15 protein-coding genes and 1 riboswitch are annotated in these 14641 nt (G+C 71.4%); of the genes, 4 read left to right on the top strand and 11 right to left on the bottom strand.

The features are described from left to right. Positions 1-9 precede the first annotated feature (9 nt). Together panC and AB0H64_RS11185 are read right to left on the bottom strand one after the other, a co-directional pair. The gene (panC, locus tag AB0H64_RS11190) at positions 10-879 is read right to left on the bottom strand and encodes a pantoate--beta-alanine ligase (RefSeq protein WP_357622757.1); all 870 of its coding nucleotides are present in this window, start codon (positions 877-879) and stop codon (positions 10-12) included. After that, on the bottom strand, positions 870-1760 hold the full coding sequence (locus AB0H64_RS11185; protein ID WP_357622756.1) for a DUF2520 domain-containing protein: 891 nt from the start codon (positions 1758-1760) through the stop codon (positions 870-872). Before AB0H64_RS11185 ends, panC begins: the two co-directional genes overlap by 10 nt. A gap of 516 nt (positions 1761-2276) precedes the next feature. Between AB0H64_RS11185 and AB0H64_RS11180 the strand changes: the two genes are divergently transcribed. Next, a complete protein-coding gene (locus AB0H64_RS11180) occupies positions 2277-3239 on the top strand; it encodes an SAM-dependent methyltransferase (RefSeq protein ID WP_357622754.1) in 963 nt (320 codons plus the stop codon). Between the two features lie 35 nt (positions 3240-3274). Here AB0H64_RS11180 and AB0H64_RS11175 read toward each other — a convergent pair whose 3' ends face one another. Both AB0H64_RS11175 and AB0H64_RS11170 read right to left on the bottom strand, forming a co-directional pair. Continuing rightward, positions 3275-4465 carry a cytochrome P450 gene (locus tag AB0H64_RS11175; RefSeq protein WP_357622752.1) on the bottom strand — a complete coding sequence of 397 codons (1191 nt, stop codon included), beginning with the start codon at positions 4463-4465 and terminating at the stop codon, positions 3275-3277. Further along, complete coding sequence (locus AB0H64_RS11170; RefSeq protein WP_357622750.1) at positions 4465-5214, bottom strand: TerC family protein; 750 nt, start codon at positions 5212-5214, stop codon at positions 4465-4467. The genes AB0H64_RS11175 and AB0H64_RS11170 overlap by 1 nt, the downstream gene beginning before the upstream one ends. 119 nt (positions 5215-5333) lie before the next feature. Next, positions 5334-5449, top strand: a riboswitch (SAM riboswitch). Between the two features lie 134 nt (positions 5450-5583). Between AB0H64_RS11170 and AB0H64_RS11165 the strand changes: the two genes are divergently transcribed. Continuing rightward, positions 5584-6888, top strand: coding sequence for an aminotransferase class V-fold PLP-dependent enzyme (locus AB0H64_RS11165; protein WP_357622983.1), 1305 nt, complete (start codon positions 5584-5586; stop codon positions 6886-6888). A 3-nt stretch (positions 6889-6891) separates the two neighbouring features. Here the strand turns inward: AB0H64_RS11165 and AB0H64_RS11160 are convergent, their stop codons facing one another. Beyond that, complete coding sequence (locus tag AB0H64_RS11160) at positions 6892-7602, bottom strand: DoxX family protein (protein ID WP_357622748.1); 711 nt, start codon at positions 7600-7602, stop codon at positions 6892-6894. Between the two features lie 146 nt (positions 7603-7748). Between AB0H64_RS11160 and AB0H64_RS11155 the strand changes: the two genes are divergently transcribed. Next, complete coding sequence (locus tag AB0H64_RS11155) at positions 7749-8894, top strand: NADH-quinone oxidoreductase subunit D (protein WP_357622746.1); 1146 nt, start codon at positions 7749-7751, stop codon at positions 8892-8894. Next, the gene (locus AB0H64_RS11150; RefSeq protein ID WP_357622745.1) at positions 8891-10018 is read left to right on the top strand and encodes an acyltransferase; all 1128 of its coding nucleotides are present in this window, start codon (positions 8891-8893) and stop codon (positions 10016-10018) included. The genes AB0H64_RS11155 and AB0H64_RS11150 overlap by 4 nt, the downstream gene beginning before the upstream one ends. Before the next feature lie 264 nt (positions 10019-10282). On the opposite strand, the gene AB0H64_RS11145 is transcribed toward AB0H64_RS11150, so the two are convergent. From AB0H64_RS11145 to folP, 6 genes are all read right to left on the bottom strand, one after another. Continuing rightward, positions 10283-10948, bottom strand: coding sequence for a maleylpyruvate isomerase family mycothiol-dependent enzyme (locus tag AB0H64_RS11145; RefSeq protein WP_357622744.1), 666 nt, complete (start codon positions 10946-10948; stop codon positions 10283-10285). 313 nt (positions 10949-11261) lie between these two features. Beyond that, a complete protein-coding gene (locus AB0H64_RS11140) occupies positions 11262-11717 on the bottom strand; it encodes a DUF3180 domain-containing protein (RefSeq protein WP_357622742.1) in 456 nt (151 codons plus the stop codon). Beyond that, a complete protein-coding gene (gene folK / locus AB0H64_RS11135; protein WP_357622740.1) occupies positions 11714-12217 on the bottom strand; it encodes a 2-amino-4-hydroxy-6-hydroxymethyldihydropteridine diphosphokinase in 504 nt (167 codons plus the stop codon). Before folK ends, AB0H64_RS11140 begins: the two co-directional genes overlap by 4 nt. After that, positions 12214-12606: a dihydroneopterin aldolase gene (gene folB, locus AB0H64_RS11130; protein WP_357622738.1), complete on the bottom strand. Its 393-nt coding sequence runs from the start codon at positions 12604-12606 to the stop codon at positions 12214-12216. Before folB ends, folK begins: the two co-directional genes overlap by 4 nt. Beyond that, the gene (locus AB0H64_RS11125; RefSeq protein ID WP_357622737.1) at positions 12569-13015 is read right to left on the bottom strand and encodes a nuclear transport factor 2 family protein; all 447 of its coding nucleotides are present in this window, start codon (positions 13013-13015) and stop codon (positions 12569-12571) included. Before AB0H64_RS11125 ends, folB begins: the two co-directional genes overlap by 38 nt. After that, positions 13012-13875, bottom strand: coding sequence for a dihydropteroate synthase (gene folP, locus AB0H64_RS11120; protein WP_357622736.1), 864 nt, complete (start codon positions 13873-13875; stop codon positions 13012-13014). Before folP ends, AB0H64_RS11125 begins: the two co-directional genes overlap by 4 nt. Positions 13876-14641 lie beyond the last annotated feature (766 nt).

Here is a 14641-nt window from a genome sequence, read left to right as displayed (position 1 = left end):
CCCATGACGCTACGAGTCGGTGATCTGATCCTCAAGGGGGTGGAGCGTGAGAATCAGGTTGTCGATCAGGCGGGTATTCCCGACCTTGGCGGCCACGGCGAGCACGGCCTCGCCGGTGTACGACTCGTCCACGGGGGTGAACGTGGCCGGGTCCACCAGCACGACATAGTCCAGCGCGAGCTCGGAGGCGGCGGCGTCGAGCACGGCCCGCGCCGCCGCGAGCACCTTCGACGGCGTGGTCTCGGCCGCGCCCGCCCGCAGCGCCCGGGACAGGGCCAGGGCCGAGCTCCGCTCGACGGCCGACAGGTAGCGGTTGCGGCTGGACAGAGCCAGGCCGTCGGGCTCGCGGACCGTCGGCGCGCCCACGATCTCGACCGGCACGTCCAGGTCACGCACCATCCGCCGGATGAGGGCGAGCTGCTGGGCGTCCTTCTGCCCGAAGACAGCGAGGTCGGGCTGGACGAGGTTGAACAGCTTGAGCACGACGGTCAGCATGCCGTCGAAGTGGCCGGGCCGGCTGGCGCCCTCGACGACCTCGCCCATGGCCCCCGAGGAGACCCCGACCTGGCGCTCGGGGTCGTACATGGACTCGACCGACGGCGCGAAGACCACGGCGGCGCCCTCGGCCCGGCACACCTCCAGGTCGGCATCGAATGTACGGGGATAACGCGAAAAATCCTCGTTAGGGCCGAACTGGAGAGGATTGACGAAGATGCTGACCACGACCCGGTCCGCTCTCACCCTGGCCTCCCGGATGAGCGAGCGGTGCCCCGCGTGCAGCGCGCCCATGGTCGGCACCAGGGCCACGCTCTCCCCGCTGTCCCAGTCGCTCCGGGCCTTGACCAGGTCGAGGCGGTCCCTGGCGACGATCAGGTCCATATGTTCCCTCCGAGCGCGTCGAGCAGGCGCTCGGCCTCCTCGGGCTTCAGCAGTCCAGCGGCGAGTGCGCGGTCGGCGGTGAGCCTGGCCAGCGCGACGTAGGCGTCGGCGGCCTCGGGCGCCGCCAGGATGAGCGCGTCGACGTGCCGGCGCACGGTGCCCGCGTCGCCGCGCACGACCGGCCCGGTCAGGCCGGAGATGCCGAGCCGGAGCACGTTGTCGAGGGCCGCCCCGAGCAGCGGCCCGAGCATCCTGCCCGGGTGGTCGACGCCGATGCGCCGGAGCAGCTCCGACGACTCGGCGATGAGCGTGACCATGTGGTTGGCGGCGTTGGCCAGGGCCGCGTGGTAGAGGGCGCGGTCGGCGTCGGCGATCCAGACCGGCTCGCCGCCCATCTCGATGACCAGCGCCTCCGCGATGGGCCGGAGCGTGTCGGGCGCGGTCACGCCGAACGAGCAGCCGGTGATGCGGCTGAGGTCGTCGTCGCGGCCGGTGAACGTCATCACGGGATGCAGCGCGAGCGGCAGCGCGCCGGCCCGGGAGGCCGGCTCCAGCACCGACAGCCCGTACGCGCCGCTGGTGTGGACGAGCAGCTTGCCGCGCAGGTCGACGCCCGCCTGGGCGAGGCCGGCCACGAGGTCGGGCAGCGTGTCGTCGGGCACCGTGAGCAGGATCAGCTCACCGGCGGCGACGACCTCGTCGGGCGGCGACGGGGTGAGCCCCAGCCGGTCGGCGGCCCAGCGCTGCGAGGCGTCGGAGACCCCGCTGGCGGCGACGATCCGGTGCCCGGCGTGCGCGAGCGCGGAGCCGAGCGCGGAGCCCACCTTCCCTGCCCCCAGCACGCCCACGGCCAGCCGTGCCGGGCGATCGCCTGCGTTCATGCGTTCCCACCCCTGTCGACCTGATGGCCTGCCGCCCAGCGTAACGGCCGTGCGGGACTGCCTACGTGACCGGGGTTTTGCTGCATGTTGAGTTAGCGACAAATGGGACAAGGGAAACAAAAAGACGCGTACTTCCTGTCGGAAGAGATGAGGAGAGGGTCCACCCGCACGGTCACGGGCGCCGGATCACCGACCGGACCCGGCACCCGCGCCGGTGTGCGAGCCCCTTGGAGGTACGCGCTCCTGACCGGCCATCCGCCGACTGGCCGGCCGGGGAACTGGAGCTCGGGCAGGCCGCCATTGGCCGCCCGAGCTCCGCGCCACCCGGCGCCGCCACGCGCTTCCGACCCCTCCTCCGTGCCGGCCGCGCCCGGCGGCACGCCGTGACCCACCGCGAACGTGTCGCGGACCCGTACGGCTGCCCTGGCGACGGGCAAAGGTTAGCGCAAGGCGATGACAAACGGTAGCGCTGTGATGACCGTCCGTGTCACGGCTGGATCATGAGATAGTCCAGTCATGTGGCTCACCTGGCGGGCGGCGACGGAGCGCGCGCTCTACGGCGAGGACGGCTTCTACCTCCGCGAGCGCCCTTCGGGCCACTTCCGCACCTCGGTCAGCGCCACCCCCGCCTTCGCCGACGCGGTCCTCGCACTGCTGACGGAGGTGGACGCGGGGCTGGGCCACCCGCCCGCCCTCGACCTCGTCGACATCGGGGCCGGCGAGGGCCTGCTGGTGCGGCACGTGCTGGAGGCGGCGGACCCGTCGCTGCGCCGACGGCTGCGGGTCACGGCCGTCGACCTCTCCCCCAGGCCCTACGGCCTGCCGCTCACGGTCACCTGGACCCCTGCCCTGCCGGACGTCATCACGGGCGTGGCGATCGCCAACGAGTGGCTCGACAACATCCCGGTGGACGTGGCCGAGCGGACGTCGGAGGGGACGCGGCTGGTCATGGTGGAGACCCGTACCGGCGAGGAGCGGCTGGGCGGCCCCGTGAGCTCCGAGGACGAGGCGTGGCTGGCGCGCTGGTGGCCGCTGCCGTGCGTGGGGTCGCGGGCCGAGATCGGCCACCCGCGCGACGCCGCCTGGGCCTCGGTCGTCGGTCGGCTCGCCGGGGGTCTGGCGGTGGCCGTGGATTATGCACACCCTGTGGATAACCGTCCGTCCCGGGGGACGCTGATCGGCTACCGCGACGGCGCCGTCGTGGCCCCCGTCCCCGACGGCACCTGCGACATCACCGCGCACGTCGCGCTCGACGCGTGCGCCGAGGCCGGTCTGCGGGCCGGTGCGATATCCACAACCTTGTCCACACAACGCACCGCGTTGCGGGCATTGGGGATCACTGGGACACGTCCGCCGATGGACCTCGCGCGGCGCGATCCGCGCGCCTACCTCCGGGCGCTGGCGCGCGCCTCGGAGGAGGCCGAGCTGATCGATCCCCGAGGGCTCGGCGGCTTCGGCTGGCTCGCCCAGCGCCGCTGACCCGGTCGTCCGTACGCGACCGGGAGGGAGGAGGCTCAGGCGGCGCGGAGGTCCAGGGAGCGCAGCCCCCGGATGACGTACCCGGGCTTCCAGGACGGCTCGCTGATCAGCTCCAGCTCGGTCGTGCGGTCCAGCAGCGCCCCGAACGACTCCACCATCTCGATGCGGGCCAGCGGAGCACCCAGGCAGAAGTGGATGCCCGCGCCGAACGAGATGTGCGGGTTGTCCGCCCGTCCCAGGTCCAGCCGGTCCGGGTCGTCGAACACGTCAGGGTCCCGGTTGGCCGAGCCGAACAGCAGCGCCACCTCCGACCCGCGCGGGATGCGCGTGCCGTGGACCTCGATGTCCTCCAGCACCCAGCGCTCGAAGAGCTGGAGCGGCGTGTCGTAGCGCAGCAGCTCCTCGACCGCCGTGGGCAGCAGGGACCGGTCCGCGCGCAGCCGGGCGAGCTGGTCCGGGTGCCGGAACAGCGACCACCAGCCGTTGCCCGTGCCGTTCACGGTGGCCTCGTGGCCGGCGTTGAGCAGGAGCACGCAGGTGCCGGCCAGCTCGTCCTCGGTCAGCTCGTCGATGCCGGCCAGCGCGCTGATCAGGTCGTCGCCGGGGTCGGCGGCGCGCTCGCGGGCCAGCGCCTTGAGGTAGCCCTCGAACTCCTCGGCCGCCCGCACCGCCGCGTGCTGCGCCTCCGGCGTGGGGTTGAGCTCGTACATGCCGCACATGTCGGCCGACCAGGGGCGCAGCAGGTGACGGTCCGACTCGGGGATGCCCAGCATCTCCGCGATGACCGTCACCGGCAGCGGCTCGGCGACCTCGGCGATGAGGTCGCCGCCGCCCTTCTCCACGAACGCGTCCACCAGGCCCCCGGCGACCGCCCGCACGCGGGGCCGCAGCGACTCCACCATGCGCGGCGTGAACGCCTTGGACACGAGCCGCCGCAGCCGGGTGTGCAGCGGCGGCTCGACTTCGAGCATGCCGTTCCGGCTGACCCGCCAGAACGGCTCCTGGAAGTCCGGCTCGGGCGTCCTGCCGAACTCCTCGTGCGTCGCCACGTGGAGGTAGGTCCGGCCCAGGCGACGGTCCCTGAGCAGGGCGTTCACGTCGGTGTGCCGGGAGATCAGCCACTGGTCGGTGGGCTCGTAGTAGCTCACCGGGTCCGTACGGCGCAGCTCGTCGTAGACGCCGTACGGGTGGGCGACGAAATCCGGATTCCGGGGGTCAAAGCGCACTACTGCATCTTAGGAGGCTCCTCCGCGGCGGCGAGCTGCTTGGCGTGACGGCCGCGCATCCTGATGTTCAGGAGCTCCACGATGACCGAGAAGGCCATGGCGAAATAGATGTAGCCCTTCGGGATGTGCTGCCCGAGCCCCTCGGCGACGAGGACCACCCCGATGAGCACGAGGAACGCCAGGGCCAGCATCTTGATGCTCGGGTGCAGGTCCACGAACCTGCTGATCGGCCCCGAGGCGAACAGCATCACCAGCACCGCCACGATGACGGCCGCGATCATGACGCCCAGCTCGTCCACCATGCCGACGGCGGTGATGACCGAGTCCAGCGAGAACACCACGTCCAGGACCATGATCTGCAGGATGACCGAGACGAACGAGGTGGCCGCGCGCTTCTTGCCGTCCTCCTCCTTCAGCTCCATGCTGTGCCCGATCTCGGTGACGCTCTTGGCGAGCAGGAACAGCCCGCCCAGCAGCAGGATCAGGTCGCGCCCGGATATCTCCTGGCCGAAAACCTCGAACAGCGGGGCCGTCAGCCGCACCACCCACGACAGCGCCAGCAGCAGGAGCAGCCGGCTGACCAGGGCCGCCCCGAGACCGAGCACGCGGGCCCTGTCACGCTGCTCGGGCGGCAGCTTGCCGGCCAGGATGGAGATGAAGATGATGTTGTCGATGCCTAGGACGATCTCCAGAGCGACAAGGGTGAAGAACCCTATCCAGATCTGAGGGTCGGTCACCCAGTCCAGCATCCGCTTACCTCCACATTTCGGTCGGGGTCGGCCGGTTTCCCAGTTCCAACGAGTCAGAGGCCGAGGAAGTTCGCGAGGTTGCGATTCATCGGGGACCGTCGGTTATAGTTCGGGACGTAGGTCATGAGTGCCAGCACGAAGCCCCGGCTAGCTGGCCGGCAACCCTCGCGTCCGCGGCGGGGTGCCCCGGGTGAAGACCTGGTCCGTCACGAGGTGTGGCGGGCAAGCGCGGGCTCCGAGGCTGCTCCAGGGGTCCGATGGCCCTTCAGGAGGTTCGCCTTGTCCACGTTGAGCATCTTCGGCTCCGCCCCCGCCCAGTCCGCTGCCGGCACGTCCGCCGGCACGTCGCATCCGCGTGGCCACCGGCCGATCCCCGCCGTGCTCGGCGCCGACCTGGAGGTGCCGGTCAGGGGCGGGCGGCTCGTGGGGTACGCCAACCTGGACTACGCCGCCAGCGCTCCCTGTCTGGAGCCGGTCAGCGCCGCCGTCGCCGCCGCGCTCCCGGCCTACTCCAGCGTCCACCGCGGCGCCGGCTACGCCTCCCAGCTCACCACCGCCCGGTACGAGCAGGCGCGCCACACGGTCCGCGCCTTCGCCGGCGCCCGCCCCGACGACGCGGTGATCTTCACGCGCAACACCACGGACGCCACGAACCTGCTGGCCGGGTGCCTGCCCGCCGGCACCACGACTGTCGTCTTCGACACCGAGCACCACGCCTCGCTGCTGCCGTGGAAGAAGGTCGTGCGGCTCGCTCCGCCCGCGTTCCCCGGCGAGGCGGTCCGCGCGGCCGACGAGGCGCTGGCCGCCGTGGACGGGCCCAAGCTGCTCGTGGTGACCGCCGCGTCGAACGTCACCGGCGAGCTGTGGCCGGTCGCGGCGCTGGCGCACATCGCGCACCGTCACGGGGCGCGCATCCTCGTGGACGCCGCCCAGCTCGTGCCGCATCGGCGGCTCAACCTGACGGCGCTCGACCTGGACTACGTGGCGTTCTCGGGCCACAAGCTGTACGCGCCGTTCGGGGCCGGGGTGCTGATCGGGCGGCGCGACTGGCTGGCCGCGGGCGAGCCGTACCTGAAGGGCGGCGGAGCCGTGCGGTCCGTCGCGCCGGGCGAGGACGGGATCACCGAGTGGCACGACGACCCCGAGCCGCGCCACGAGGCCGGCACACCCAACGTGCTGGGCGCCATCGCGCTGGCCGCCGCCTGCGACGCGCTCACCGCCACGGGCTGGACGGCGCTGGTGCGCGAGGAGGAGCGGCTGATCGCGCGGCTGCGCACCGGACTCGCCGCCATCGACGGCGTACGGGAGCTGTCGCTGTGGGGGGCGGACCACCCGCGCGTGGGCATCGTGTCGTTCACCGTGGACGGGCTCACGGCGCGCGAGGTCGCCGAGGCCCTGTCGGGTGACTACGGCATCGGGGTGCGCGACGGGAAGTTCTGCGCGCACCCGTTCGTCCGGCACCTGCTGGGAGAGACCGAGCGCAGGAGCTCGGCAGGAGAGAGCGACGCAGGAGCCAACGAGGGCCGCAGCGGGCGCGACCATGAGCACGATGGCGGCTGCGAGGACGGCACGGCCTCGGCCGTGCGGGCCTCGATCGGCATCGGGACGACCGAGGAGCACGTGGACCGCCTCGTCGGCGCCCTGCGCGACCTCGCAGCCCGCCGCCCCGCCTGACGGTCAGCGGTTGGGCGGCTTACGGTGCTCGTCGTTGAAGAGCGCGTCGAGGTCGCTCATGTCCTTGTCGCTGAGGTTGCCGGGCCGCTGCGAGCCGTCGTCCGGAAGGTGCTGACGGGGCGCCGTCGTGTCCTCCGCCGGCGTGCTCCTGGGCATGGGCTGCGTCGGCGCCGCGGGCCGGGATTCGGCAGGCGGGGCAGGCGGAGCAGGCGCGGCCCTGGTGGGCGGGGCGGGCGCGGCTGCGGCGGGTGCGGCTCCGGCTGACGCGCCGGCCGTCTCCAGCCCGGCGCGGCGGCGCTCGGCCTTGCGCTGGTACCAGTGGGTGAGCACCTGATCGACGCTCGCCCGCCCGCCTCCCAGCACGAGAAGCAGCAGGCACACCGATCCCAGCGCCCCGACGAGCTCCCAGCCCCCACCGGAGCTCAGGATCCCGTGCCCGACGTGGACGAACGCGAAGGCGCCGCCGAGCACGACGAGCAGCGCCACCGCCGCTACCCGCACCAGCAGGCCGATGATCAGCAGGATGCCCCCCACGGTCTCCGCGGTGGCCGTGAACACGGCGGCGAGCTGCGGCAGCGGCACTCCGCTCTGGCCCATCATCTTCGACACGGATCCCAGACCACCCTGCCACTTCTGCAATCCGTGAGCCACGAAGATCACGCCGATCAGAATCCGCACAATGAGCGCGGCCAGATCGAACAGAACCCTCTTCATGGTGATTCTCCCCCCATTTGCTGCTATATCTCCCCGCTGTCCGGTTTGGCGATGCGTGTCCATACCGTTCTTTGACCCACCCGGACCGGACGGGGCCGTCCACCCCGCGCTGGATCACCACGGCGACCGGTGGCAGCATGGGCCCTATGACGGAACGCGTGGTCGGCATCGGCGCGGGCGCGAAGGAGCTGGCGACCGAGGACATGATCCTCAACATCGGTCCGCAGCACCCGTCGACCCATGGCGTCCTGCGGCTGCGCCTCACCCTGGACGGCGAGCGCATCGCCACGGCCGAGCCGATCATCGGCTACATGCACCGGGGCGCCGAGAAGCTGTTCGAGGTCCGCGACTTCCGGCAGATCATCATGCTGGCCAACCGGCACGACTGGCTGTCCGGCTTCGCCAACGAGCTGGGCGTGGTCATCGCGGCCGAGCGCCTGCTCGGCATGGAGCCGCCCGTCCGCGCCGTCTGGGCCCGCACGCTGCTGGCCGAGCTCAACCGGGTGCTCAGCCACCTGATGTTCCTCGGCTCCTATCCGCTGGAGCTCGGCGCGATCACCCCCGTCTTCTACGCCTTCAACGAGCGCGAGCGCATCCAGGGCGTCATGGAGGAGATCTCCGGCGGCCGCATGCACTACATGTTCAACCGGGTCGGCGGCCTCAAGGAGGACCTCCCGTACGGGTGGCTCGACCGGGTGTCGGAGGCGGTGGCCGAGACCCGGCGCCGCGTCCCCGACATCGAGGACCTCATCCTCGGCAACGAGATCTTCCTGGCCCGCACCAAGGGCGTGGGCGTGCTCACGCGCGAGCAGATCATGCAGTACGGCGTCAGCGGCCCCATCGCCCGCGCCTCCGGCGTGGACCTCGACCTGCGGCGCGACCAGCCGTACCTCGCCTACCCCGAGCTGCCCGTGAAGGTCGTCACGCGAGGCGCGGGCGACTGCCACTCCCGCTTCGAGGTGCTGCTGGAGCAGCTCAAGGTCTCCCTCGACCTGGCCGACGCCTGCGTGGAGCGGCTCCGCTCGCTGCCGCCCGGCCCCATCAACCAGCGCCTGCCCAAGGTGCTGAAGGTCCCCGAGGGCCACACGTACGCCTGGACGGAGAACCCCCTGGGCATCAACGGCTACTACCTCGTCTCCAAGGGCGACAAGACGCCGTGGCGGCTCAAGCTCCGCTCCGCCTCGTACAACAACATCCAGGTGCTGCGCGAGATGCTGCCCGGCCACCTGGTGGCCGACATGGTGGCCATCCTCGGCTCGATGTTCTTCGTCGTGGGCGACATCGACAAGTGACCACCCCCGAATCCACGGCTCCCCCGGCCGCCCCCCGCGACAAGTACGTCGACTTCCTGCGCGCGCTCAGCCTCATCGTCGTCGTGCTGTGGCACTGGGCGTTCACGATCCTGCAGTGGGAGCCCGGCGGGCCGGAGCCCACCAGCCCGCTCGGGTTCACCTCGGGGCTGTGGATCCTGACCTGGCTGCTCCAGGTGCTGCCGCTGTTCTTCTACGTCGGCGGGCACGTCCACCTGCTGTCCTGGAACCGGGCCAGGCAACGCGGCGTCGGCATCGGGGCGTTCGTGTGGCGGCGCATCCGCGCGCTGGCCGTCCCGGCGCTGGTCCTGTCGGGCGTGTGGACGGTCGTCGGCGCCGTCGTGACGTGGGCGTTCGGCGTCGACTGGATGTGGCGGGTCGTGCTGCTCGTGCTCAGCCCGCTGTGGTTCCTCGGCGTCTACCTGGTGCTGATCGCGCTGCTGCCGGTGGCGCTGTGGCTGCACCGGCGCTACGACGTGCTGGCGCTGATCTGGCTCGGCGGCGCGGCACTGGTCGTGGACGTGGTCCGCTTCCGGTACGGCGTGGAGTGGGCGGGCTGGCTCAACATGATCGTGGTCTGGGGGCTCGCCCACCAGGCCGGGTTCTTCTACGACCGGATCGTCATCCTGCCCCGCCGCTACGACGTGGGCGTGCTGTGGACGGGGCTGTTCGCCCTGTTCGGCCTGGTCTACTCCGGCATCTACCCGGGCTCCATGGTCGGCGTGCCGGGCGACAAGTGGTCGAACATGGCACCGCCCACGTTCGTCATCGTCGCCCTGCTGATCTTCCAGATCGGGCTGGTCGAGGTGCTGCGGCCGTCGATGGAGCGGGTGCTGGAGCGGCCGGGCTGGCGGCACGTCAACGCCACGATCAACAACTTCGCGCTGCCGCTGTTCCTCTTCCACACCACCGGGATGGCGATCGCGCTGGGGGTGTCGTGGTGGCTGTTCGGGACGCTGGGCGCCGAGGTGCCGCCGGACCTCAAGTGGTGGCTGGAACGCCCGATCGCCATCCTGGGACCGCTGGTCTGCACCCTCCCGGTCCTCCTCCTCTACAACCGCCGCACCCGCCGCCCCAGCGCCGAACAGTTGCAGGACAGAAGGTGAACGCTCCGGCAGGCGACGCCCTTCGCCTGCCGGAGCGGAGAACCGACCCTGCCGGCGCCGGGTCTGTGTCACCCGTTACAGCGCCATGGACATGGCGACGAGTTCAGCGCCCGCGACGCGATGTCCGCCGCACGAGCCGCGGTGACGTCGATGAAGGACATGCATCGCGCCAGCCTGTCGACCCAGATGGTCGCCGGCCTGGAGGCCCCGGCTCGCCGAACCGGCGGCCGGCTGACCGGGCCGGACGGGACTTCGGAACCCGGGTCATGTCATGTCGCGCCGATCGCGCAGGACTGCGACTCCGTCGCCGTCGAGTTCATCGCAATACACCGAGCGCCCGGTCGTCGCCATCACCAAGGCCAGCGTGGTGCCGGACACCAGCGGCCCGGAGCCCGTGGTGAAAGGACTGTCGGTGGCGACGAGTCGCAGGCCGGCGATCCGTCTCCTGGCGGCGACGACCAGATCCGAGCCCCGGTAGTACTCGGCCACCTGGGTGAGGGTCTCGATCGGGTAGTCGTGGCGAATGCCCAGCGGTCGCCGGATGTCCTCGGCATGCACGATCGTCTCACCCAGCATCGCCTTGATCGGGAGGGGTGGTTTGGTGGTGCTCGTGATGACACGCCGGAACCTGTCATGCGTCTCGGCCGCGGTCGCGCCCAACTGCTCGGCCAGCCGCATGGCGACCTGCTTGTCGAAGTCGAACCGGCAGCGGATCACCCCCGCCAGCCACCGCACGCCGTTGAGGCTCGCTCCCGCGGTGAGGTGCGCCAGCACCTCCCGCACGCTCAGCCCGGCGCACAGCGACGGCGTCGCCCACTGCTCGCCGGTCAGATCCGCCAGGTCCGCCGCCAGGGCCGCTCGCTCGGCATGCACCAATGGCCAGTCGCCGGCCGCACGACTGCCCCTTCCTACGGGTTCCGGATCGGTCATGTCGGACGGCCTTTTGTCGAAGGTCACAGGGGTCCTCGTGTCAGTTCGGTAAGGATGGTCAAAGGTGGAGACGTCCGCCAGGGGGCGGAATCGTCGCTCATCAGCCCATCCCTTTCAGGCAGTCTGCCGACATGGGGCCTCGCAGACTGCCCCCGAGCGCGCAGCGGCGGCGGCATCGGATCTCTCGCCACACCGACGAGAACCCCACGCATAGTCCCCGGACCGTTCCGCCTGACCCCGCATCAACCAGTCACTGGACCCGGTCGACGATCCACCAGCGGCACGCAGGCTGCCTGACAACGAGCGTCGCGCGCTACCTCGGGCTCTGATCCTCCGGGCCGTCCGGGATGCGGCAGGAGTGCTCCAGGAAGAGCGCCGCGCAGATGAGCGCGACGAACGCCAGGAACGAACCCGTCGCGATGAAGAACTCCGTGCGCGGCGTCTCCCGCGTCAGGAGCTGGACCGTGTGCAGCGCGAACCCGGCGAACACCCCGCCGAACACCGCGCCGGCGTAGGACGACGCCTTGGCCAGGGCGACCAGCCGCGCCACCGCGAGGGGCTCGACCGGCTTGGTGCCCGGCTTGCGGTCGATGCGGGCCTTGGTCATCCACGCGCTGTACGCCTCACCGAGGGCCAGCAGCAGCACGGTGGGGATCGCGGTCCACGGCACGATGGGCAGCTCGGCATAGAACTGCCTGACCACCATCCAGGTGAGCAGGGCGACGACGACGACGAGACCGACGAGCGCGCCGGGACGGGTCGGCCTCAATCGGGCCTCTGCAGCTTGAGCTCGCCACGGAGCCGCACGCCCCGCTGGTCGACGTCCGAGAGCAGGTCGGCCACCGCGCCGTGACCGGGCAGCACGGCCTCGGGATCGGCCCGCCACCACGGCACGAGCACGAACGCCCGCTCGTGGGCCCGCGGATGCGGCAGCGTGAGGTCGGGCTCGTCGGAGACCGTCTCGCCCACCACGACGAGATCGATGTCCAGCGTGCGGGGACCCCACCGCTCCAGCCGCTCCCGCCCGAAGGCGTTCTCGACGCTCTGCGCCCGCTCCAGCAGCGCGCGCGGCGGCAGCGACGTCTCGGCGATCACGATCGCGTTGAGGTACGGGCGCTGGCCTTGCGGGCCGCCCACCGGGTCCGTCTCGTAGACCGGTGACGCCGCGACGAACTCCAGCCCCGGAGCGTCGAACAGCGTGTCGACGGCCCCCTGCAACGTGTCGAAGCGCCGGCCGAGGTTGCTGCCGAGGGAGAGGACACATCTCATGGGCGACTCCGCTCGATCGTGACGATCACATCGTCGAAGGGCGCGGGGATCGGCGCGGCCGGCTTGTGCACGCTCACCTCGACCGAGCGCACCCGGTCGTGGGCCAGGCACACGTCGGCCAGGCGCTGCGCCAGTGTCTCGATCAGCTGCACCGGCTCGCCCTCCACGACCTTGACCAGCGCCTGGGCCAGCTCGCCGTAGTGGACCGTGAGGGTGAGGTCGTCGGCCGCCGCGGCGGGCCGGGTGTCCAGGAACAGCGTCGCGTCGACCACGAACTCCTGCCCCAGCTCCCGCTCGGCGGGCAGCACCCCGTGCCGCCCCCGGGCGCGCAGGCCCTTCAGCGCGATCCGGTCAGCGCTCAAGCTCGCCGTCCTCCTCCTCGTCGTCATCGCCCTGGAGCACCGGCGAGCCGTGGTGCATCCACAGCCGCCAGCCCTGAGGGGTACGGACATAGACGTTGCTCGCCACAACCTTGCCCGCGGCGAAGCTCGACTCACCTTCGTCGCCGGCCGTGAGGATGTTCTCCACGCACGTGAGGACCGCCACGTCACCCAGCACGGTCGTGCTCACGTCGGTCAGCACGAACTGGATGTAGGTGGTGTTGGCCATGATGAGCGCCCACGAGCGCAGCACCTCGGACCGCCCCGTCAGCAGCGACCAACCCGGGTGGACGCAGCTGACCTGCTCGTCGGCGGAGTCCTCGGCCCAGATCTCCGTCATCCGGTCGAGGTCGGCGTCCTCGATCGCGGTGTAGAAGTCCTGGTTGACGGTCTCGATGGCGGCAGTGTCGACGCTCATGTATCGGCTCCGGCTCTCTCCCATGCGGCTGCCACGCGGACGGCGTCGGCGTTGGGCGCCACCTTGTGAACCCTGACGCACCAGGCGCCGGCGCGTGCGGCCAGCGCCGTCACGGCCACCGTGGCGTCGTCACTACGGCTGAACGGGCGCGGGGCGCCGTCGTCACCGGCGAGCAGCCGCCCCAGGAACCTCTTGCGTGAGGCGCCGATGAGCAGCGGATAGCCCAGCTCGGCCAGGCGCGGCATGCCGGCCAGCACCGCCCAGTTGTGGGCGGCGTTCTTCGCGAAGCCGAGGCCGGGGTCGAGCACGACCTGCTCCTCCGACACGCCCTCGGCCAGCACCAGGTCCACCCGCTTGGCGAGCTCCTCGCGCACCTCGGTCACCACGTCGGAGTAGACGGCCCGGCTCTGCATGTCGGCGCTGTGACCGCGCCAGTGCATCACCACGTAGGGGACGCCGGTGTCGGCCACCACGCGCGGCATCTCGGGGTCGGCCAGACCGCCGCTCACGTCGTTGACGAGGCGCGCCCCGGCCGCCACGGCCGCCCTGGCGACCTCGGCCCGCATCGTGTCGACGCTGACGGCCACACCCCGGGCGCTGAGCTCCCTGATGACCGGCACCACCCGCGCCAGCTCCTCCTCCAGGGACACCCGCGCCGCGCCGGGCCGGGTCGACTCACCGCCCACGTCGACGATGTCGGCCCCCTCCTCGACCAGCTCCAGCCCGTGCCGGATGGCTGCCTCCTCGTCGAACCACAGACCGCCGTCGGAGAAGGAGTCGGGCGTCACGTTGACCACGCCCATGACGAGGCACCGCTCCTCTGCTGCCAGTCCTGGCACGCTTGTCGGCCCGCTTGTCATGGCCCAAGCCTAGGCGCTTGCCCAGACCTGTTGATGTCATGGGTACCCCATTGTGGATAACGAATCCCACGCAGACCCACTTGCCGCCGGTCCTCTCGTTTTTGACGCCTTTTTACGCCCCTTCCGGCAAGCCCCCACCCCTCCCGACACACCTTCCGAGCAGGCGACGAGAGGCCCGTCTCGCGGCGCTCGCACGGGCTGCCGGCCCGGGGGCCGCGGGGAGGTGTGCCGGGGTGGCCCACGGTCCGTGGCGCTGGTCCGGCGGCAGGGTGGGGCTGTATGTGCGGATGGGGGCGGCGTCGCATGCCCCCGCCGTCGTGCCGACAGTGGAGTGCGTAGGGGAGTGACACAGCGCGGCCCCGCCGTCATGGCAGCGATCGGTCGCGGGCAACAGCGTCCGGCGGGCGTCGAGGGAGTCCTCGGGTGTCCCCGCGGACGTCGAGGGAGTCTTGGGGTTTTCCGGAAGGTGTCGCTGGGCCGTCGGATCGCCGTGGGCGGGCTTCGGGCTGGGGAGCCATGTCCGGGGACGGGGGTGGAGCGGCGTGGCGGCAGAGGGCAGCCAAGAGGGGCTGAGGGAAGTGGGCGGGCGTGAGGGAGGCCGTGGCCGGCGTTGCGCGCGTAGCGGCGGCCGGCCACGTGCGGGCCTCAGCGGGCGTCTCCCTGGAGGCCCTCAGCCACGTACGGCGACTGGGGCCCAGGCGGCTGTGCCGTAAAGGAGGCCTGTGGTCTCAGGGCCGCCGTGACAGAAGCTCACGTTCTCGGGGCT

Origin of the sequence: Nonomuraea sp. NPDC050733 (assembly GCF_040654215.1) — a bacterium.
Classification (GTDB): domain Bacteria; phylum Actinomycetota; class Actinomycetes; order Streptosporangiales; family Streptosporangiaceae; genus Nonomuraea.
Note: the sequence above shows the minus strand (reverse complement) of the source record. Positions and strands in the feature narration are given on the sequence as shown.